The sequence below is a fragment of the Winogradskyella endarachnes genome, assembly GCF_009741275.1.
GTDB lineage: Bacteria > Bacteroidota > Bacteroidia > Flavobacteriales > Flavobacteriaceae > Winogradskyella > Winogradskyella endarachnes.
The window spans coordinates 96,511-116,074 of sequence record NZ_WOWS01000002.1; the positions used below are offsets into that span (position 1 = coordinate 96,511).

17 protein-coding genes are annotated in these 19,564 nt (G+C 32.3%); 13 read left to right on the top strand and 4 right to left on the bottom strand.

Annotation, left to right across the window (positions count from 1 at the left end; genetic code table 11):
- Nucleotides 1-39: 39 nt before the first annotated feature.
- Both GN138_RS05125 and GN138_RS05130 read right to left on the bottom strand, forming a co-directional pair.
- Nucleotides 40-2,553, bottom strand: a complete 2,514-nt coding sequence (locus GN138_RS05125) for a DUF5686 and carboxypeptidase-like regulatory domain-containing protein (RefSeq protein WP_157362719.1) — start codon at nucleotides 2,551-2,553, stop codon at nucleotides 40-42.
- Between the two features lie 85 nt (nucleotides 2,554-2,638).
- Nucleotides 2,639-3,616 (bottom strand): pyruvate dehydrogenase complex E1 component subunit beta, encoded by a 978-nt coding sequence (locus tag GN138_RS05130; protein ID WP_157362720.1) that lies wholly within the window; start codon nucleotides 3,614-3,616, stop codon nucleotides 2,639-2,641.
- Between the two features lie 331 nt (nucleotides 3,617-3,947).
- On the opposite strand from GN138_RS05130, the gene GN138_RS05135 reads away from it, so the two are divergent.
- The 5 genes from GN138_RS05135 to GN138_RS05155 all read left to right on the top strand — a co-directional run bounded on the left by GN138_RS05135 (nucleotide 3,948) and on the right by GN138_RS05155 (nucleotide 9,316).
- On the top strand, nucleotides 3,948-4,694 hold the full coding sequence (locus GN138_RS05135) for an electron transfer flavoprotein subunit beta/FixA family protein (protein ID WP_157362721.1): 747 nt from the start codon (nucleotides 3,948-3,950) through the stop codon (nucleotides 4,692-4,694).
- A 104-nt stretch (nucleotides 4,695-4,798) separates the two neighbouring features.
- Nucleotides 4,799-5,761 (top strand): electron transfer flavoprotein subunit alpha/FixB family protein, encoded by a 963-nt coding sequence (locus GN138_RS05140; protein ID WP_157362722.1) that lies wholly within the window; start codon nucleotides 4,799-4,801, stop codon nucleotides 5,759-5,761.
- A gap of 185 nt (nucleotides 5,762-5,946) precedes the next feature.
- Entirely contained in the window at nucleotides 5,947-6,561 is a 615-nt protein-coding gene (locus GN138_RS05145; RefSeq protein WP_157362723.1) for a bifunctional nuclease family protein, read from the top strand.
- Nucleotides 6,562-6,576: 15 nt separating this feature from the next.
- Nucleotides 6,577-8,289, top strand: coding sequence for a nucleoside transporter C-terminal domain-containing protein (locus GN138_RS05150; protein ID WP_157362724.1), 1,713 nt, complete (start codon nucleotides 6,577-6,579; stop codon nucleotides 8,287-8,289).
- Between the two features lie 202 nt (nucleotides 8,290-8,491).
- Nucleotides 8,492-9,316, top strand: a complete 825-nt coding sequence (locus GN138_RS05155; RefSeq protein ID WP_157362725.1) for a thymidylate synthase — start codon at nucleotides 8,492-8,494, stop codon at nucleotides 9,314-9,316.
- Between the two features lie 576 nt (nucleotides 9,317-9,892).
- Here the strand turns inward: GN138_RS05155 and GN138_RS05160 are convergent.
- Nucleotides 9,893-10,195 carry an isoamylase early set domain-containing protein gene (locus GN138_RS05160; protein WP_157362726.1) on the bottom strand — a complete coding sequence of 101 codons (303 nt, stop codon included), beginning with the start codon at nucleotides 10,193-10,195 and terminating at the stop codon, nucleotides 9,893-9,895.
- Between the two features lie 287 nt (nucleotides 10,196-10,482).
- Here GN138_RS05160 and GN138_RS05165 point away from each other — a divergent pair, with 287 nt between their 5' ends.
- Entirely contained in the window at nucleotides 10,483-11,415 is a 933-nt protein-coding gene (locus tag GN138_RS05165; protein WP_157362727.1) for a dihydrofolate reductase, read from the top strand.
- Nucleotides 11,416-11,523: 108 nt separating this feature from the next.
- Here the strand turns inward: GN138_RS05165 and metK are convergent, their stop codons facing one another.
- Nucleotides 11,524-12,777: a methionine adenosyltransferase gene (metK, locus tag GN138_RS05170; protein ID WP_157362728.1), complete on the bottom strand. Its 1,254-nt coding sequence runs from the start codon at nucleotides 12,775-12,777 to the stop codon at nucleotides 11,524-11,526.
- 327 nt (nucleotides 12,778-13,104) lie between these two features.
- Between metK and GN138_RS05175 the strand changes: the two genes are divergently transcribed.
- From GN138_RS05175 to epsC, 7 genes are all read left to right on the top strand, one after another.
- Nucleotides 13,105-13,515 carry an RrF2 family transcriptional regulator gene (locus tag GN138_RS05175; protein ID WP_157362729.1) on the top strand — a complete coding sequence of 137 codons (411 nt, stop codon included), beginning with the start codon at nucleotides 13,105-13,107 and terminating at the stop codon, nucleotides 13,513-13,515.
- Between the two features lie 189 nt (nucleotides 13,516-13,704).
- On the top strand, nucleotides 13,705-14,325 hold the full coding sequence (locus GN138_RS05180; RefSeq protein ID WP_157362730.1) for a phosphoadenosine phosphosulfate reductase domain-containing protein: 621 nt from the start codon (nucleotides 13,705-13,707) through the stop codon (nucleotides 14,323-14,325).
- 9 nt (nucleotides 14,326-14,334) lie between these two features.
- Nucleotides 14,335-16,428: a HEPN domain-containing protein gene (locus tag GN138_RS05185; RefSeq protein WP_157362731.1), complete on the top strand. Its 2,094-nt coding sequence runs from the start codon at nucleotides 14,335-14,337 to the stop codon at nucleotides 16,426-16,428.
- A 5-nt stretch (nucleotides 16,429-16,433) separates the two neighbouring features.
- A complete protein-coding gene (gene cobA, locus GN138_RS05190; protein ID WP_157362732.1) occupies nucleotides 16,434-17,213 on the top strand; it encodes a uroporphyrinogen-III C-methyltransferase in 780 nt (259 codons plus the stop codon).
- A 49-nt stretch (nucleotides 17,214-17,262) separates the two neighbouring features.
- The gene (locus GN138_RS05195) at nucleotides 17,263-18,312 is read left to right on the top strand and encodes an NAD(P)/FAD-dependent oxidoreductase (protein WP_157362733.1); all 1,050 of its coding nucleotides are present in this window, start codon (nucleotides 17,263-17,265) and stop codon (nucleotides 18,310-18,312) included.
- Nucleotides 18,312-18,641: a 2Fe-2S iron-sulfur cluster-binding family protein gene (locus GN138_RS05200; RefSeq protein WP_157362734.1), complete on the top strand. Its 330-nt coding sequence runs from the start codon at nucleotides 18,312-18,314 to the stop codon at nucleotides 18,639-18,641. Before GN138_RS05195 ends, GN138_RS05200 begins: the two co-directional genes overlap by 1 nt.
- 184 nt (nucleotides 18,642-18,825) lie before the next feature.
- Nucleotides 18,826-19,563, top strand: coding sequence for a serine O-acetyltransferase EpsC (gene epsC, locus GN138_RS05205; RefSeq protein ID WP_157362735.1), 738 nt, complete (start codon nucleotides 18,826-18,828; stop codon nucleotides 19,561-19,563).
- Nucleotide 19,564 lies beyond the last annotated feature (1 nt).

The window sequence follows — 19,564 nt, forward strand, 5'->3', positions numbered from 1 at the left end:
ATGTCATTAATTAAGTGGTGATTGCATTGATAGATTAATCTAAAAATAAAATCCAAAACTACCTGTGATACCAAATCGTCTAGCGTCTGGATTATCTAGGTAATTACCTCTAAAGTTAAAATCTAGTCTTAATACTTTAAAAATATTGGCAACACCAAAACTATATTCGTAATACATACGAGTGTCAGGCGCTATTAAAGGGAATTCTGCAGGATTTAAGCCAGTTGTACTTAACGCTCTGTTTTCATCAGATAACTCACCCCAAACACCTCTTAAGCTTAATATTGCTCTCAGGTTGTATTTCTTTAAAAATGGAATTCTAGAAAATAAACGACCATTAAAATTGTGCTCAAAATGCATAGATGAATAGGTGTCGGTAACAAATTCGTAAAAATCTAATTGAGAAAATGTATTGTATATTGAGAAATAGGTTTGGTTACCAGGAACCACATTTAATAATGCAAGTGGCACTTCACCAAAGGTTTTACCGGCTTCAATAGACGTTGTTAATCTTCCAAAACCGCCTAATTGCCATGGCTGGATATAGGAAAATTGAATTTTGGTGTAATCAAAATCACTGTTAAACATATCTTTACTACCGTGACTCACTTGAGCAAATAATCTTGCGAAATTATCATTTTTCTCTCTTCGTTCTACTCCAAACCCAGTCATTTCACGTTTTGGAAAATAAGATAATGAAAGCCTTGATTCAAATTGATTAATTTCTGATGAAACACCTGTAGGAGACTCAGGGTCATTATAGTCTAAACTAAACGTAGGTGAGGCTGAACGTAAGGTTTTGTATGTGCCATCGATTCTTACTTCAAAATTTCTTATAGGCTCTATTGAAATCCCTAGATTAGTTAAATGGATATTGGTTAATTTATCGTTAGAGCCTGTGCCTATTATTGAAGAAGATGCTAAACTGCGCCCCAAGACGTCTGTAGAACTTGTAAGGCTTGCTCCAATTTGTTCAATGTCTCGTCGGTCTCCACCAAAAATAGTAAATCTACTTTTTTTGTCTAGTAGCCATTTTCCAGAGATTCCATATTTAAATTTATCATCTTTAAAACCATAGGCAAGGAAGCCTTCAATGCGCCATAAATCATTAGGGCCAAAGTATGTTCGTCCGCCAGTCCGTAACCTAATACCTTCTACTTCGTTATAGCCAAATGTGGAGAATATTGGGCCGTAATCTAAGTTGAGACTAGGAAATTCTATGTAGCCAGATGCTAAAATGCTTCCTAAGTTATAGATACGTTTAAATTTTTTAACCGTTTTTAAGGTGTCTAACATTTTGTAGACTCCTTGCTCATCTTTATTTAATTCTTCAAGCCTATTGTTTTGCCAAAATTCATCTTCTCTATTGTAGACGTCAGCTTCGTAATTATATACTACCTTGTCGTAAAACTTAGGGTCTTTAGGTTGGTTAAATTTATAGTTGTCATAAATAGTTGTTCGTTTTCCGTAGATTCCTCTAGAATCTTCCTTTTTATTCATGGAAAAATCAGATAGAAAATAATCGCGTTTTATAAGGAAAAGCGAATCATTTAAAACTTCGAACTCTTGCTCTATATAAATTTCTTTTACCCAGTTGATGTTAGCACTTTTTGATGCCTGAAGGTTAATTTCTTTAATAGCGTACGTAGAATCGTTAACCCAAAAATCGCCTTTAAAGGTTAATTCGTTTTTTCGTCTAGGATAATAAATAATATTATAACACCACTTATTATCTATAAAAGCACTATCTGATAATACGTAGTTGTAAGTTTGTACACCTGTTCTGCTCAATGGACTAACAAAGCTCTTATCAAAGAATTTTAAGTAATTATCATAAACATTGTATTCTGAGTATAAATCGTCAATAAAGTCTATGATAATTTGATTATTACTAAAGCCAGAATTTTTATTTCCTTTTAAGTCTTCGTGTTCTTTATTTATAATATTATCGCCAGAAATTTTCTTTACAGATTCGTTTAAGAAAATAGGTAAGTAAGTTTTACCAGTTACGTTAGAGGTGTCAACTTCTTCAAAAACGAATTCCATACCTTTAAATAGTTTACTTTTAATTAAAGAACTATCTATGGTATTGAGGTCAAATTCTACTTTTTCATATTGGTCATACTCGTATTGATCAAACTGACTTAGTCCATTTTCTCGTTTACGTTCCCAAATCTTTTTTAGAATTCTAATAGCCGGATTTTCAGAAGCCTTTTTAGATTGTTTACCTGTTACAATTAAAACTTCATCTAAAGATTCTTCTTCTTCTTGTAGTGTAAATTTTAATTCGTAGTTAATTCGTTTTGGTAAAGGGATTTCTAATGTTTTATAACCTACAAAGGAAACTAACAAAGCTTCCCAGTTTTCATCTGATTCTAAATAAAATTTACCATCTTCATTGGTGATAGTCCCAATGGTAGAACCTTTAAACATTACATTAGCAAAAGGTATTGGTGTGTTGCCTTCATCAAATACGTGGCCACTTACCTTTGTCTGCGCATTACCAGAAAAAAGAGTTATAGCTATAAAGAATAAGAGTAATTTCAGTTTCATAATAAAAAACAAACTTCATCAACAACCATGCTAAACTAATGTTTTAGGTTGATAATGAAGTTTACTTAACGCAAAAAATTGCGATTTATTTGTACATCACTTTTTTTACTGCTGTAATAACAGAGTCACTGTTAGGTAACCATTCTGCTAACAGTACAGGAGAATAAGGCGCAGGTGTGTCTGCGGTGTTTATTTTTACAATAGGAGCATCTAAATAATCAAAGGCTTCAGATTGTACTAAATATGTGATTTCAGTAGATACATTTCCAAAAGGCCATGCTTCTTCTAATATAACTAATCTATTTGTTTTCTTTACAGAAGTTAATATGGCTTCTCTATCTAAAGGACGAACGGTACGTAAATCTATTATCTCACAAGAAATACCTTCTTTAGCTAATTCATCTGCAGCTTTATAGGCTTCTTTAATAATTTTACCAAAAGAAACAATAGTTACATCGTTGCCTTCACGTTTAATATCGGCAACACCAATTGGCACTGTGTATTCTCCTTCTGGTACTTCACCTTTATCACCATACATTTGCTCACTTTCCATAAAAATAACAGGATCATCATCTCTAATAGCAGCTTTTAACAATCCTTTTGCGTCATAAGGGTTAGATGGTACAATAACCTTTAAACCAGGAGTGTTTGCAAACCAGTTTTCAAATGCTTGAGAGTGTGTTGCAGCTAACTGACCAGCAGATGCAGTTGGCCCTCTAAATACAATAGGACATTTAAATTGTCCACCAGACATTTGTCTAATTTTTGCGGCATTATTAATAATTTGATCAATACCAACTAAAGAGAAGTTGAAGGTCATATATTCTACAATAGGACGGTTACCTGTCATTGTAGAACCAATAGCTATACCTGCAAACCCAAGTTCTGCAATTGGTGTATCAATAACACGTTTTGCACCAAACTCATCTAACATCCCTTTTGATGCTTTGTATGCACCATTATATTCTGCTACTTCTTCACCCATAAGATAAATACTCTCATCTCTGCGCATTTCTTCGCTCATGGCTTCACAAATAGCTTCTCTAAATTGAATTGTCTTCATGTTTATTTTTTTGTTCGAATAGCAAAAATAAGAATTATTGATTATATATTACCATTAAAATGACTGCGAAAACTGAAAAAATTTGTACTGTTTTTTCGAAAAAAATGAATTGATAAGATTTAAGAACCATTACACTTTTTTTTGAAATTGAATTTGTTTTAAAAGTTAAGGTTTTTCATAATAAAAGAAGTCTTTTTTTAGAAATATGGCAGTTTAATCCCTTAAAACTGACATTTTAAAAAATTTATTATGCGTGCATAGTAAAATTTCAATATTTATAATTATATTCGTCGAGAATAAAATAGACGTTTAAAATAAATCATTAATTTATATGAAAATATTAGTATGTATTAGCCATGTGCCAGATACAACCTCAAAAATTAATTTCACCGATGGCGATTCAAAATTTGATACTAACGGTGTACAATTTGTAATTAACCCTAATGACGAATTTGGTCTAACACGTGCCATGTGGTTTAAGGAAAAGCAAGGTGCTAGTGTAGATGTAGTTAATGTTGGTGGCGCTGAAACAGAGCCAACTTTAAGAAAAGCCTTAGCAATTGGTGCTGATTCTGCAATTAGAGTAAATACTGAAGCTACAGACGGATTTTCTGTTGCAAAACAATTAGCAAAAGTGGTTAATGATGGTGGTTACGATTTAGTAATTGCTGGTAGAGAATCTATTGATTATAACGGAGCAATGGTGCCTGGTATGTTAGCAGGTATGACAGGTGCAAATTATGTAACTAACTGTATTGGTTTAGAAGTTGATGGAACTACAGTAAAAGCAGTTAGAGAAATCGATGGAGGAAAAGAAACAGTAAATACATCATTACCTTTAATAATTGGTGGCCAAAAAGGTTTGGTAGAAGAAAGTGATTTACGTATTCCTAATATGAGAGGTATTATGATGGCACGTAAAAAACCATTAAAAGTTATTGAACCTATTGAGGCTAGTGCAGAAACTAAATCTGTAAGTTTTGAGAAGCCAGCACCAAAAGGCGCTGTAAAATTAGTTGATGCTGATAATATAGATGAATTAGTAAGTTTACTTCATAATGAAGCTAAAGTGATTTAGTGCAACTAAATCATTCCGAACTTGTTTCGGAATCTCATCAAGTTAAAGTAAATAATAATAAGTTCCTGAATCAAGTTCAGGATAAATTTTATAAATAAAATTTTATGTCAATTCTAGTATATACAGAATCCGAAAACGGAAAATTAAAAAAAGCAGCTTTAGAGGTGGTGTCTTACGCCAAAGCTGTTGCAGACCAAATGGGCACATCAGTAACGGCTGTTGCCGTAAATGCAGATAATGTAGAAAGTTTGGGGAATTATGGCGCATCAAAAGTGCTTTTAGTTAAAGACGATAGTTTAAAAGATTTTAATGCTAAAAAATATGCAACAGTTGTTGCAGAAGCAGCTAAAAATGAAGCGGCAAAAGTAGTTGTGGTGAGCTCTAGTGCAGATAGTAAATATTTAGCACCACTGTTAGCAGTTAATTTAGAAGCAGGTTATGTTTCTAATGTAATTGCAGCACCATCTAACGTAGAACCTTTTACAGTAAAACGTTCGGCATTTACTAATAAAGCATTTGCAAACGTAGAAATCACAACAGATGTAAAAATTGTTGGTTTATCTAATAATTCTTATGGTTTAGTAGAATCTGGAGGAAATGCATCCGTAGAAGATTTTTCGCCATCAATACCAGAGTCTGGTGTAAGCGTAGAATCTGTTGATAAAGCAACAGATAAGGTAAGTATTGCTGATGCAGAAATTGTGGTATCAGGAGGAAGAGGATTAAAAGGACCAGAAAATTGGGGAATGATTGAAGAGCTTGCAGACGTTTTAGGTGCAGCTACAGCATGTTCTAAACCCGTTTCAGATTTAGGATGGCGACCACATAGCGAACATGTAGGGCAAACAGGTAAGCCAGTGGCTTCTAACCTATATATTGCAGTAGGAATTTCTGGTGCTATTCAACATTTGGCAGGTATTAACTCATCTAAAGTAAAAGTAGTAATCAATACAGACGCTGAAGCGCCTTTCTTTAAGGCTGCAGATTATGGTGTAGTAGGCGATGCTTTTGAGGTGGTACCTCAATTAATTGAAAAATTGAAAGCTTTTAAAGCATCAAACGCATAATTTTATTACCTTGTAAAATTGAATATCAATTCGGTTAAATTCGAGATGATATAAATTAAAGGGCTGTTTAAATTTAGATATCTGTATCACATACATTTTAAGGAAAGTATGATATAAATTAACCAAATCTGTAAATTGCAGTTGGTAAAGTCCAAATTTAAACAGTTCTTTGTGTTTTATAAATTATGAGTTTAGTACGTTTAAATATCAAAGGCATTTCATACAGTCAAACCCAAAATGGTGCCTACGCTTTAATACTTAATGAAGTAGATGGAGATAGAAAACTACCAATAGTTATTGGTGCTTTTGAAGCCCAATCTATTGCCATAGCTTTAGAAAAAGAGATTCGTCCTCCACGTCCACTTACTCACGATTTATTTAAAAACTTTGCAGACCGGTTTGATATAGTTGTAAAACAGGTAATTATACACAAATTGGTAGATGGTGTGTTTTATTCGAGTTTAATTTGCGAACGCGATAAAATTGAAGAAATAATCGATGCCAGAACTAGTGATGCTATTGCTTTAGCATTACGTTTTCAAGCACCAATATTCACTTATAAAAATATTTTAGATAAGGCTGGTATTTATCTAAAAGTCAATCCTAAAAAGGAAGATGAAGAGCAAGATAGTATTCTTGTAGATGACCTTATTGTAGAAGAAATTGAAGCCGCTTCAAAAGAACAAGAAGGTTATAAAAATATGTCTCTAGAAGAGCTTAACAATCTATTACATGAAGCTGTTAATAACGAAGATTATGAAACTGCAGCTAAATTAAGAGACGAAATTTCTAAACGCTAACTAACACTACATTTTATGAATTATTTTTTCAAGGCCTTTCTTGCTATATTTATTGGACTCTCATCAATTACAGCACAAGAACTTGAAAAGACATGGGAATCTACTGAAGCAGGTAGTACTTATGAAACTTTAGAATTTAATAAAGGAGAATTTAAATTTTCATCTCAAATTAATAATAATCTTAAAGGAGATTACATGTATCAAAATAATCTATTGGTACTGTATCATAACGATTCTTTAAACTCAATTGAGCGTTATAAAATAACTGAACTTACAGATTCTACACTAGTTTTCTCTGGTAAAACCATGCGTTTCAACTTAATTTCAAAAAAAGAAGAACTTGAAACGGTTTCAGAAGCTGTAGTCGACAAAATTATACCAAACCAAGGATTTTCTATAACTAGTCTATGGCGAGGTGTTTTGGGTATGGTTACCTTAATTTTTATTGCTTTTTTATTTAGTAGTAATAGAATGGCTGTAAATTGGAAAACAGTAGGAATAGGTTTGCTATTTCAACTTATAATAGCCATAGGTGTTTTAAAGGTAGATTTTGTAAAATCTATTTTTGAAACGGTAGGTCAAGGATTTATAGAAGTTTTAAGGTTTACGCAAGCCGGAAGTGAATTTTTATTTGGAGGCATGTTAGATATTGAATCTTTTGGTTTCATTTTTGCTTTTCAAGTATTACCAACTATTATATTTTTCTCAGCATTAACATCAGTTTTGTTTTATCTAGGTATAATTCAAAAAGTTGTAAAAGGAATGGGGTGGTTGTTATCTAAAATTTTAGGTATTTCTGGAGCTGAAAGTTTGAGTGTTGCTGGTAATATTTTCTTAGGTCAAACCGAAGCACCATTATTAATTAAGGCGTATTTAGAGAAAATGAATAAGTCTGAGATTTTATTAGTAATGATAGGTGGTATGGCTACAGTGGCAGGTGCCGTTTTAGCGGCTTATATTGGATTTTTAGGAGGCGATGATATAGAAATGCAATTATTTTATGCTAAACATTTATTAGCAGCATCAGTAATGGCAGCACCAGGTGCTATTGTTATATCTAAAATTTTATTTCCTCAAGTAGAAGAGGTTAATACAGATGTTACTGTGTCAAAAGAAAAAATAGGTTCTAATATTTTAGAGGCTATTGCAAATGGAACAACAGAAGGCTTAAAATTAGCGGTAAACGTAGGCGCTATGCTTTTAGTGTTTGTGGCTTTTATAGCCATGATAAATGGAATTTTAGGAGGTCTTGCAGGTTTTGATGGAATTATCATTGAAAGCTTAAATATACATTGGCAGTTCACATCACTAAATGAAATAATAGCAGAGAACACAGCATACGATAGTTTGTCTTTAGAGTTTCTTTTAGGTTATCTTTTTGCACCACTAATGTGGTTAATTGGTGTAGCAAAAGAAGATATGGCTTTAATGGGCCAACTACTTGGAATTAAATTAGCAGCGAGTGAATTTATTGGCTATATACAATTGGCAGATTTAAAAAATGCAGCCAGTGCAACACATCTTACTTATGAGAAGTCAATAATCATGGCAACGTATATGCTATGTGGTTTTGCTAATTTTGCATCTATCGGAATTCAAATTGGAGGTATAGGTTCTCTTGCACCTGGTCAACGTACACAATTATCTAAGTTTGGAATGAAAGCGTTAATAGGTGGTACATTAGCATCATTAGTTTCTGCTACTATTGCAGGTATGATAATTGGGTAATTAACAGCCGCTATGTCTTGCAGACATTTACCTAAGGCGAAAATTTAATATAGAGAATAGAAACGCAATTCGTTAATAACTTTTGATATCTGACTATCAGTATTAAGAATTATTTTAATGCATTTTAATTAAATTCGTTTCCTAAATTTATTCTTAATTATATTGAAAGTTTCTTCCTATTGGGAAGACGGAAGATGGGTCTATGAAACAATACCACGATTTAGTAAAGCACGTTTTAGCAGAAGGCAACGAAAAAGGAGATAGAACTGGTACAGGTACAACCTCTGTTTTTGGTTATCAAATGCGATTCGATTTAAGTGAAGGTTTCCCAATGGTAACCACTAAAAAATTACACCTTAAATCTATTATATATGAGTTGCTATGGTTCTTAAAAGGCGATACAAATACGAAGTATTTAACAGAAAACGGTGTAAGAATCTGGAATGAATGGGCTGATGAAAATGGCGATTTAGGACCTGTTTACGGACATCAATGGCGTAATTGGGCAAGTGAAGATATTGACCAAATAAAAGAAGTTATTTCAACTTTAAAAAATAATCCAAATAGTAGAAGAATGTTAGTTTCGGCATGGAACCCTTCGGTTTTGCCAGATACATCTAAATCATTCTCAGAAAATGTAGCTAACGGTAAAGCAGCTTTACCACCTTGTCACGCTTTTTTTCAATTTTATGTCGCTAATGGTAAGTTATCTTGCCAGCTCTATCAGCGCAGTGCAGACATCTTTTTAGGTGTACCTTTTAATATTGCGTCTTATGCATTATTTACAATGATGATGGCACAAGTTTGTGGATATAAGGCTGGAGATTTTATACACACATTTGGTGATGCACATATTTATAATAATCATAGAGAGCAATTAGAATTGCAATTATCTAGAGAACCAAGACCGTTACCTAAAATGATTTTAAATCCTGAGATAAAAGATATTTTCGACTTTAAATTTGAAGACTTCACACTTGTAGATTATAATCCGCATCCACATATTAAAGGTAAAGTTGCCGTTTAAAATTACTACATGCAATTATATTTTATAAGTTTTGCTGTACTATTTAGTGTACTTATTGGTTTGTAAGGAAAGTTCAAGTACGTTGGTCAATATAAAAATAGACACTTTATCAACCACAAAGTCATTGTTATGGAAAGCGACCAATGAAATAGTAAAATTAAAAGAAAAACATATCCTGTTTACAGAGGTTGCGACAAAGATTTAAGCTTTGAAGAAATTAAAAATTGCACCACAGAAAAAATTATAAATTATATTAAAGTTAGCTTTAATTATGAGTTAGCTAATAAAGCATTTCCTACCGCAAAAGAAACTCTGTATCTAGTAGATTTTATAATTAATAAAAAAGGAAGGACGGAAGAAATAAACGTTAAAGCACACCATAAGGCGCGGTTGCCATAGATGTCATTCAACTTATAAAACGTATGCCTAAATTTAAAACTGTGGGCACAAGTAATGGCGAGCCAGTTAAAACACCTTTTAGTGCATTAATGACTGTATATCTTGAATAGAAAACAAAAAAGCATCTCCATAATTAATTGAGACGCTTTTTGTTAAGATTTTATGTAAGAATTATTTTTATAAGTTAATAACGCTATTCTCAGCACCAGCAAAATCATTCCAAGCATAAGCATCTGCTTGATCATCGTTAATATAAGATTTACCATCAACAAGATATCTAAATTCGTAAGAATTGTCTTTTTCTAAATCAACAGTTGCCTTAAAAGTACCGTTTTTTAATTTCTTTAATTTTGTTGCTTTCTTTTCATTCCACTCGTTAAAGCTACCAAGAACAACTACACTTTTTGCCTCCTCTGCAGGTACAGAAAATGTGACCTTACAAACTGGCTTACTTTTTAAATACTGCTTTTTAATTGCCATAATAATTGATTTAATTACAAAGCAAAAGTATAAAAGAATTGAGCAATTAAATCTGATTAAAGGTCTAAAAACGAAAGAATTATCATTTTCTTAATATTATAATTAGATTTTATTTAAGAATGTAAAATTTAAAGTACAATTTTATTGTTTCAATAAAGTGCCATGTTAGCTCTGAGTATCTGATTTTCAGCTATATCGTTTTCGAAAATAATTAATATGCAATCTCATAATATTACAATTAAGTTATATTGAAATTTTAGGTATATTTATCTTATTAAATTACCATTATGTTCGGAAAGAAAAAGACGGTTTCAACGATAGATAAAGATCAATTAGAACTTATTGAAAATGCGCAAAAACGCATTAAACAAAAAAAGCGTTTATATATACATTTTGTTATATTCTTAATTGGTGCGGTTTTTTTAATATTATCTAATACTGTTTTGGGTATTGGTAAAGATTTTAAAATTGCTGGTATAGATTGGTTTGTATATGCAATTATAGCTTGGCTCTTTTTGTTTATTTATCATTTTATAAGCGTTTTTATTACCCATAAATTTATGGGTAAGGCATGGGAAAAACAACAGTTAGATAAGCTGGTAAACCTACAACAAGCTAGAATAGATAAATTAAAAGCTAATTTTTTAAAAGAAGAAAGTAAAATAGCACAAACACAGGCTTACACTGAAGCGAAAGAAAACCCTAAGGTATTAGAAAAAAAAAAGACCTCTGAGTTAACCATCATTGTAGCTGCAGGTGAAAATAATGCTATTGGTAAGGATAATCAGTTAATTTGGCATTTAAGTGATGATTTAAAACATTTTAAATCTTTAACTAATGGGCATCATATTATTATGGGACGTAAAACATTTGAAAGTTTTCCAAAACCTTTGCCTAATAGAACACATGTAGTTATAACTAGACAAAAAGATTATAAGGCGCCAGATGGAGTAATAATTGTAAACTCTCTTGAAGATGCTCTTGATGCTTCAAGATTTGACAAACAGCCCTTCGTTATTGGCGGAGGAGAGATATACAAACAAGCAATGCCTTTAGTTGATAAACTTGAAATAACTAGAGTTCATGCAGATTTTGAAAATGCAGATACTTTTTTTCCGGAAATTGATGATAGTAAATGGCAAGAAGTTAGTAGAAAAACTCATGATGCCGATGAGAAGCATGCTTATGCTTTTTCGTTTATCACCTATTTAAGAAAATAAATTATAGCGTTATCTATTTATTGCGACTTAATTAAAACAAAACACCCAAGCTAAATACATAGTTTGGGTGTTTTTAATTATAATTAATTTTAGCTTTAAAAAGCTATTTTAAATATCAAAGGCAGCTTTTACTTGATCAACGTAATCTAATTTTTCCCATGTAAACAATTCTACGTCTAAAGTTTTAGAATTGCCATTGGGTTGTTGAAACGTTTTATTTACTACTTTATGTTGTCTTCCCATATGTCCGTACGCAGCAGTTTCGCTATACATTGGTTGGCGCAGTTTTAAACGCTTTTCAATAAAAGCAGGTCGCATATCAAAAATGCTTTCCACTTTTTTAGCGATTTCACCATCCGTTAAATTAAACGGACAAGTACCATAAGTATCAATAAAAATAGCCATTGGTTCTACAACACCAATAGCATAAGAAACTTGTACCAATACTTCATCGCAGATACCTGCAGCTACAAGATTTTTAGCAATATGTCTTGTTGCATAAGCAGCACTTCTATCTACCTTACTTGGATCTTTACCAGAAAAAGCACCACCACCATGTGCACCTTTTCCGCCATAAGTATCAACAATTATCTTACGGCCAGTTAACCCTGTATCGCCATGTGGTCCTCCAATTACAAATTTTCCAGTTGGGTTAATGTGATAGGTAATATCGTCATTAAATAAAGCTTGGATGTGTTCTGGTAGTTTAGCAATAACTCTAGGTATTAAAATGTTAACAATATCTTTTCTGATTTTTGCTAACATAATATCGTCTTCATCAAACTCATCATGCTGTGTAGAGACTACGATAGAATCTATTCGCTGAGGCGTGTTATCATCACTATACTCTATAGTTACTTGACTTTTAGAATCTGGTCTTAAGTAAACGATGTCTTTATTTTCACGACGTAACTCAGCTAATTCAATTAAAATTCTGTGCGATAAATCTAAAGCCAAAGGCATGTAGTTATCCGTTTCATTAGTAGCATAACCAAACATCATTCCTTGGTCACCTGCACCTTGTTCTTCTTTGGTTGCTCTATCTACACCACGATTAATTTCTTCCGATTGCTCATGTATAGAAGAAAAAACACCACAAGAGTTTCCATCAAACATATATTCGCTTTTTGTATAGCCAATTCTGTTAATAGTATCTCTAGCAATCTTCTGTACGTCTAAATAGGTGTTAGATTTTACTTCGCCAGCTAAAACAACTTGTCCTGTAGTTACTAAGGTTTCGCAAGCAACTTTAGATTCTGGATCAAAGGCTAAAAAATTATCTATTAAAGCATCACTTATTTGGTCAGCTACCTTGTCTGGGTGTCCTTCAGAAACACTTTCTGAAGTAAATAAATATGGCATAATTCCTATGTTTTATATAACAGTTAAAACAGAAAAATTTGAGATTGCTGGTCGCTAGAGAAGTCGAGTACTTACTGCTTTAGCATTTTTTGTTTCGGCTGAAATTTTCAGCGTCAGAGGTTGCAATCAGATCAAATTTTTCCTCTTAATTTTGAAAGTACAAAAGTAGAAAAATTAAATGGAACGTGTATTTATTTTATTTTTTTTATGATTTTATTCACTTTTAAGCGTTAAAAAAACGAAAATTGCAATACTCAAAAAGATTTTAAAATTATCCGGAGAAGTAAGACAACCTTGTTTTTTCAAAAAAATACCTAGATTTACACTATGCTTTCAAAGAAAACAAAATATGGAATAAAAGCCTTGGTGCATTTAGCGCGTCAAGAAGAGCGCACTCCTGTTCAAATTTCTACAATTTCTAAAGCAGAAAATATATCTCAAAAATTTCTCGAAAGTATTCTGCTAACCTTAAAGAAGAATGGTGTTTTAGGTTCTAAAAAAGGAAAAGGAGGTGGTTATTATTTATTAAAAGAGCCAAAGGATATTCCTATGACAACAGTAATGCGGTTGTTAGAAGGACCAATAGCAATGGTACCTTGTGTTAGTCTTAATTTTTATGAAAAGTGCGAAGACTGTCCAGATGAAAAAATCTGTGCTGTAAACAAACTTATGCTAGAGGTACGTGATAATACCCTAAAAATATTTAGAAATACCACCTTAGCAGATTTGTCTAATTAACGGATTCTCAAATTTAAACGTTAATTTTTTTAAAATTATTCTCTTGTATTACAATATTAATTTATATGTTTGTATTACTCTACTAAATCTATAGGGTAAAAGGAATTGTTAATTAATAGTATTATGAGACAGGTTACACAAACCATTTTTAATATGAGAAACGTGGTTAGAATATAATAAAATCGGAAAATGATAGACATAGATATAGATGTTTGGAATAAAAAACTAAGAGATAAATCTCCATTAGAAATCGCAGAATGGGCTTTGCAGTTATCAGATAACAAAATTGTTACCACAAGTTTTGGAATATACTCTGCAGTGCTGTTGAGTACAATATCTAAATTAGAAAATGACATTAGAGTGGTCTGGTGCGATACGCTGTATAATGAGCAATCTACTTATGATCATGCTGAGAATTTAATAAATAAATATAATCTCAACATATTAAAATATCAGTCGCTTTTAACTAAAGAAGAAATTGACCGAACAATTGGTTTGCCTAGTTTAGAAGACGATAATCATGCGCTGTTCTCAGAAACAGTAAAGTTAGAACCTTTTAGACGTGCTTTAAAAGAGCAGAATCCAGATGTTTGGTTTACTAATATTAGAGTACGACAAACAGAATATAGAGATAATAAAGATATTTTAAGTTTTAGTAAGGAAGGTATTTTAAAAGTAAGTCCCTTTTATTACTGGACAGATGAAGACTTAGATAAATATATTGAAGAGAATCAATTAGAAAAAAACGCTAATTATTTCGACCCAATAAAGGCGCTTTTAAATAGAGAGTGTGGTATTCACTTTGAATAAATAAAACAGATGCAAAGTTTTAGAACAGAATTAGAAAATCCTGTAGTAGAAAAGGATATCCTTGAGTTAGCTAATAAAATAGAACTTTTTCATAAAGGTAAAATTGACGAAGAAAAATTTAGAAGTCTTCGTTTAGCAAGAGGTGTTTATGGTCAGCGTCAAGAAGGCGTGCAAATGATTAGAATAAAATTACCTTACGGAAAGGTTTTGAGTAACCAATTACGACGAATTTCTGAAGTCTCAGATGAATATTCTAGAGGTCGTTTGCATATTACTACTCGTCAAGATATTCAAATTCACTATGTAGATTTAAATAGAACTCCAGAACTTTGGGCAGAATTAGAGCGTGATGATGTAACACTAAGAGAAGCTTGTGGTAACACTGTTAGAAACGTTACAGCCAGCGAAACAGCAGGTATTGATATTAATGAACCGTTTGACGTTTCGCCATACGCAGATGCACTTTATAAATTCTTTTTAAGAAATCCTATTTGCCAAGAAATGGGCAGAAAATTTAAAGTGTCTTTTTCTGGTACAGAAGAAGATACGGGCTTGTCTTACATGCACGATCTTGGTTTTATTGCAAAAATAAAAGATGGCGTAAAAGGGTTTAAAGTGATGTTGGCAGGTGGTTTAGGGTCTCAACCTAGACATGCAGATGTATTTTATGAATTTTTACCGTCAGATAAAATTATTCCATTAATGGAAGGTGTTCTAAGAGTATTTGATCGTTATGGAGAACGTAAAAGTAGAGCAAAAGCACGGTTAAAATTCTTGTTAAAAGATATTGGTTTAGAGGCTTTTAAGCAATTAATAGAAGAAGAGCAAGGTGCAATAGAGTTTAAAACAGTTACTATAGATGAAGCCAATTATAAAGCTTCAACTCCAGTTACAGTATCGGCTCCAACAGTTGATATAAAAGATGTTGATGCCTTTAACTTATGGAAATCAACAAATGTAATTCCGCAAAAACAAAAAGGTTACGTTGCTATAGGAATTAAAGTTTTATTGGGTGATTTCTATACTGATAAAGCTCGTTTATTAGCCGATTTAGTTGAAGAAAATGCCTCAGGTGAAATACGGTTAAGCTTACGTCAGAATATATTAATTCCATTTGTAAAAGAAGATTTATTACCATTTTTCTATATAGAATTAGCAAAATTAGGTTTTGTAGAAGCTGGTTACAATAAAGCTGTAGATATTACGGCATGTCCTGGTACAGATACTTGTAATCTTGGTATTGCTAGTAGTACAGGAATTGCTGAAGAATTAGAACGTGTTATCAAAGCTGAGTATCCTCAATATTTAAAAAATACAGATTTAGTTATTAAAATTAGTGGTTGTATGAATGCTTGTGGACAACACAATATGGCAAATATTGGTTTTCAAGGTATGTCAATTCGTACTAAAGATAAATTAGTAGCACCTGCTTTACAAGTACTATTGGGAGGCGGAAATTTAGGTGATGGTAATGCTTATTTTGCAGATAAGGTGGTGAAAATTCCGAGTAGAAGAGGACCAGAAGCGTTAAGAAGAATCTTAAATGATTTTGAAGAGCATGCCAATGGAAAACTATTTGTTGATTATTATAAAGAGAAAGGCGAGAAATATTTTTATCAGTTATTAACCGATTTGTCTGATATAGAAAATTTAACACAAGAAGATTTTATTGATTGGGGAACAGAAGAGCAATACGTAAAAGCCATTGGAGTTGGTGAATGTGCTGGCGTAGTTATAGATTTAATAGCGACACTTTTCTTAGAAAGTGAAGAAAAAATAGCAGAAGCTAAAGAGGCATTAAACAATAAAGTGTATTCTGGTGCTATTTATGAAGCTTACCGTTCTATGGTGAATTCTGCAAAAGCCATTTTATTATCAGAAAATATTAAAACAAATACACAAGCAGGAATAATTAAACAATTTGATGAATTATTTGTAGATACCAAACGAATAGCATTTGGAAATTCATTTTCCGATATTATCTACCAAATAAAATCAACAGCTCCAACGGAAGCTTTTGCAAATAGCTATATAAGTGCATCGCAGCAGTTTTTAGATACTGTTAGAGCATATAGAGAACACCAAGTGGCAGAATTAAACTAGAAATTATGACACCAAGATTAACCATTGTTGGCGCAGGACCAGGAGATGCAGAATTAATTACTGTGAAAGCAATTAAAGCTATAAAGTCTGCAAATGTTATTTTGTATGATGCACTTGTTAATGTAGAGTTGTTAGAGTATGCATCACCAAAAGCAGAATTAATTTTTGTTGGAAAACGAAAAGGGTGTTATGCCTATCAACAAGACCAAATTAATGAACTTATAGTAGAACGTGCATTAAAATTCGGCCACGTAGTGCGCTTAAAAGGCGGTGACCCATTTATATTTGGTCGTGGCGCAGAAGAGCTAGAAAATGCAAAAGAATATGCCATTGAAGTTGCTTTTGTACCAGGTGTTTCTTCCTCAGCTGCAGTACCAGCAACAGTTGGTATACCGTTAACAAAACGAAACGCATCAGAAAGTTTTTGGGTAATTACTGGTACAACAAAGTCTCATAAAATTTCAGGTGATGTAGTATTAGCAGCAAAGTCTACAGCTACTGTTGTTATCTTAATGGGTATGAGTAAACTATCTGAAATAGTTAAAATATTTAGCAACCAAGGAAAATCCGAAACCGCTATTGCAATAATTCAAAATGGTACTAGAGCTAACGAAAAATTTGGTATTGGTACTATTTCAAATATAGAAACTATTGTAAAAAATAAACAATTGTCAAATCCAGCAATCATCATTATAGGAGAGGTTGTAAACCAACGAGTAGATCTCTCAGAGATTTATGAAAAAGCAAATTTAGCACAACAAAAACAATTAAAAAAAAGTGCATAATTAGATAGAAGGTTATCGATAGCATTCTATTTAAATAAAAATAAAAGTTATGATTAAAACAGATATTCTTATCATAGGAGCAGGGCCAACAGGTTTATTTACAGTATTTGAAGCTGGCTTGCTAAAATTAAAGTGCCATTTAATTGATGCATTGCCACAACCTGGTGGTCAGTGTTCTGAGTTATACCTTAAAAAACCTATTTATGATATTCCTGGATTTCCAGAAATATTAGCTGGTGATTTAACCGCTAATTTGTTAGAACAAGGAAAACAGTTTCAACCAGGTTTTACCTTAGGTGAACGTGCAGAAACAATAGAAAAACAAGAAGATGGTAGTTTTATTGTCACCACCAATAAAGGCACTAAGCATCATGCACCAATTATTGCCATAGCAGGTGGTTTAGGTAGTTTTGAACCAAGAAAACCTAAGTTAGAAGGTATTGAAAAATACGAAGATAAAGGTGTAGCCTATTTTATTAAAGACCCAGAAGTATATCGCGATAAAAAAGTGGTCATTGCAGGAGGTGGAGATTCTGCATTAGATTGGAGTATTTTCTTAGCAGATGTTGCTTCAGAGGTTACATTAGTTCACCGAAGAAATGAATTTAGAGGTGCATTAGACTCTGTAGAAAAAGTACAGGAATTAAAAGTTTTAAATAAAATTAATTTAATAACACCTGCAGAAATTACAGCTTTGCATGGTGATAATCATTTAGAGGGTGTTTCTGTAACAAAAGATGGTAATACAGAGTTTATAGAAGCAGATGAGTTTATTCCGTTATTTGGTTTGTCTCCTAAACTAGGTCCTATTGGAGATTGGGGACTCGAGATAGAGAAAAATGCTATAAAAGTAGATACGTTAGATTATCAAACAAATATTCCGGGTATTTATGCTATTGGAGACGTTAATACGTATGAAGGTAAATTAAAATTAATTCTTTGTGGTTTTCATGAAGCAACATTAATGTGTCAATCGGCTTATAAAAGATTAAATCCAGGTAAGAAATTTGTATTAAAATATACAACGGTAAGTGGTATTAATGGTTTTGATGGTAGTAGAAAAGAATCACCTAAAGCGGTAGTAAAAGCAATAGTTTAATGCAAGATGTAACCATACATATTACAGATAGAGAAGGCAAAAAACATACCGTTTTAGCACCAACCGATATGGCAATGAATTTAATGGAAGTGGTGCGCTCTTATGAGTTAGCACCAGAGGGAACTATTGGAGTTTGTGGTGGTATGGCTATGTGTGCTTCTTGCCAATGCTACATTCTGTCAGATATAGAAATAAACGAAATGGAGTATGAGGAAGATGCAATGCTTGCAGAAGCTTTTAATGTAAAAGAAAATAGTAGATTAAGCTGTCAAATTCCAATTACTGAAGCTATAAATGGATTGGAGATTGAGTTGGCACCAGAGGTTTAAACAATATAAAATATTACATTATGCCAGTAATCATTTAATTGTGATACTGGCTTTTTTTGTTTCTAGTTGAAGGGTTTATACATTATTTTTGTATGCTCATTGTTTGGTTAAATAAGATAAGGTAATTACAACCCTATTTAATAGACAGAGCTAAAAGCAAACATTAAATATCAGATAGTAGCCTATGAATTCGTCGTTACATATACCTAAAAGATTTAAAGAAGACGTTGAGGATTTAGCCAAAGATTTATTCTACTTGGTGGTAGAAACAGAGGTAAATCAAGATTTAGAATTAGATTTATTAAAAGATTCTTTTTTTAAAATTTCAGAAGGTTTAGAATGTGGTATTTGTGAAACTAAATGGTCTCAATTTAAAACGGGATTAAAAACTCTAAGACCAATCTTACATTTAGATGTTCAAGCAGCATATAATAACGATCCAGCAGCTAAAAGTTTGCGTGAAGTATATTTAGCTTATCCTGGTTTTTATGCTATAACAATGTATAGAATTAGTCATATTTTATGGGATTTAGATATTCCTATTTTACCAAGAATGATTAGCGAATACGCGCATAGTGTTACAGGTACAGATATTCATCCTGGAGCAGAAATTGGAAATTCATTTTTTATAGATCATGCTACAGGTGTTGTAATTGGAGAAACAGCAGTCATACATAATAATGTAACCATTTATCAAGGTGTAACCTTAGGCGGAATTAAAGTTGAAAAAATATTAAAAGGTATTAAACGTCATCCAACCATTATGGATAATGTTACTATTTACGCCAATGCTACTATACTTGGTGGTGATGTAGTAATTGGCAGAAATAGTGTAATTGGTGCCAACGTTTGGATTACAGAATCTATACCAGAGGGATCTTTAGTGACCTATAAATCTGATATAAGAATTACTAATAAATAAG

Coding starts and splice junctions, on each gene's coding strand:
- GN138_RS05130 (WP_157362720.1), bottom strand. CDS start 3,616: ATGAAGACAATTCAATTTAGAGAAGCTATTTGTGAAGCCATGAGCGAA.
- GN138_RS05180 (WP_157362730.1), top strand. CDS start 13,705: ATGATAGACATAGATATAGATGTTTGGAATAAAAAACTAAGAGATAAA.
- GN138_RS05125 (WP_157362719.1), bottom strand. CDS start 2,553: ATGAAACTGAAATTACTCTTATTCTTTATAGCTATAACTCTTTTTTCT.
- GN138_RS05155 (WP_157362725.1), top strand. CDS start 8,492: ATGAAACAATACCACGATTTAGTAAAGCACGTTTTAGCAGAAGGCAAC.
- GN138_RS05160 (WP_157362726.1), bottom strand. CDS start 10,195: ATGGCAATTAAAAAGCAGTATTTAAAAAGTAAGCCAGTTTGTAAGGTC.
- cobA (WP_157362732.1), top strand. CDS start 16,434: ATGACACCAAGATTAACCATTGTTGGCGCAGGACCAGGAGATGCAGAA.
- GN138_RS05175 (WP_157362729.1), top strand. CDS start 13,105: ATGCTTTCAAAGAAAACAAAATATGGAATAAAAGCCTTGGTGCATTTA.
- GN138_RS05200 (WP_157362734.1), top strand. CDS start 18,312: ATGCAAGATGTAACCATACATATTACAGATAGAGAAGGCAAAAAACAT.
- GN138_RS05150 (WP_157362724.1), top strand. CDS start 6,577: ATGAATTATTTTTTCAAGGCCTTTCTTGCTATATTTATTGGACTCTCA.
- GN138_RS05165 (WP_157362727.1), top strand. CDS start 10,483: ATGTTCGGAAAGAAAAAGACGGTTTCAACGATAGATAAAGATCAATTA.
- metK (WP_157362728.1), bottom strand. CDS start 12,777: ATGCCATATTTATTTACTTCAGAAAGTGTTTCTGAAGGACACCCAGAC.
- GN138_RS05140 (WP_157362722.1), top strand. CDS start 4,799: ATGTCAATTCTAGTATATACAGAATCCGAAAACGGAAAATTAAAAAAA.
- GN138_RS05145 (WP_157362723.1), top strand. CDS start 5,947: ATGAGTTTAGTACGTTTAAATATCAAAGGCATTTCATACAGTCAAACC.
- GN138_RS05135 (WP_157362721.1), top strand. CDS start 3,948: ATGAAAATATTAGTATGTATTAGCCATGTGCCAGATACAACCTCAAAA.
- GN138_RS05195 (WP_157362733.1), top strand. CDS start 17,263: ATGATTAAAACAGATATTCTTATCATAGGAGCAGGGCCAACAGGTTTA.
- GN138_RS05185 (WP_157362731.1), top strand. CDS start 14,335: ATGCAAAGTTTTAGAACAGAATTAGAAAATCCTGTAGTAGAAAAGGAT.
- epsC (WP_157362735.1), top strand. CDS start 18,826: ATGAATTCGTCGTTACATATACCTAAAAGATTTAAAGAAGACGTTGAG.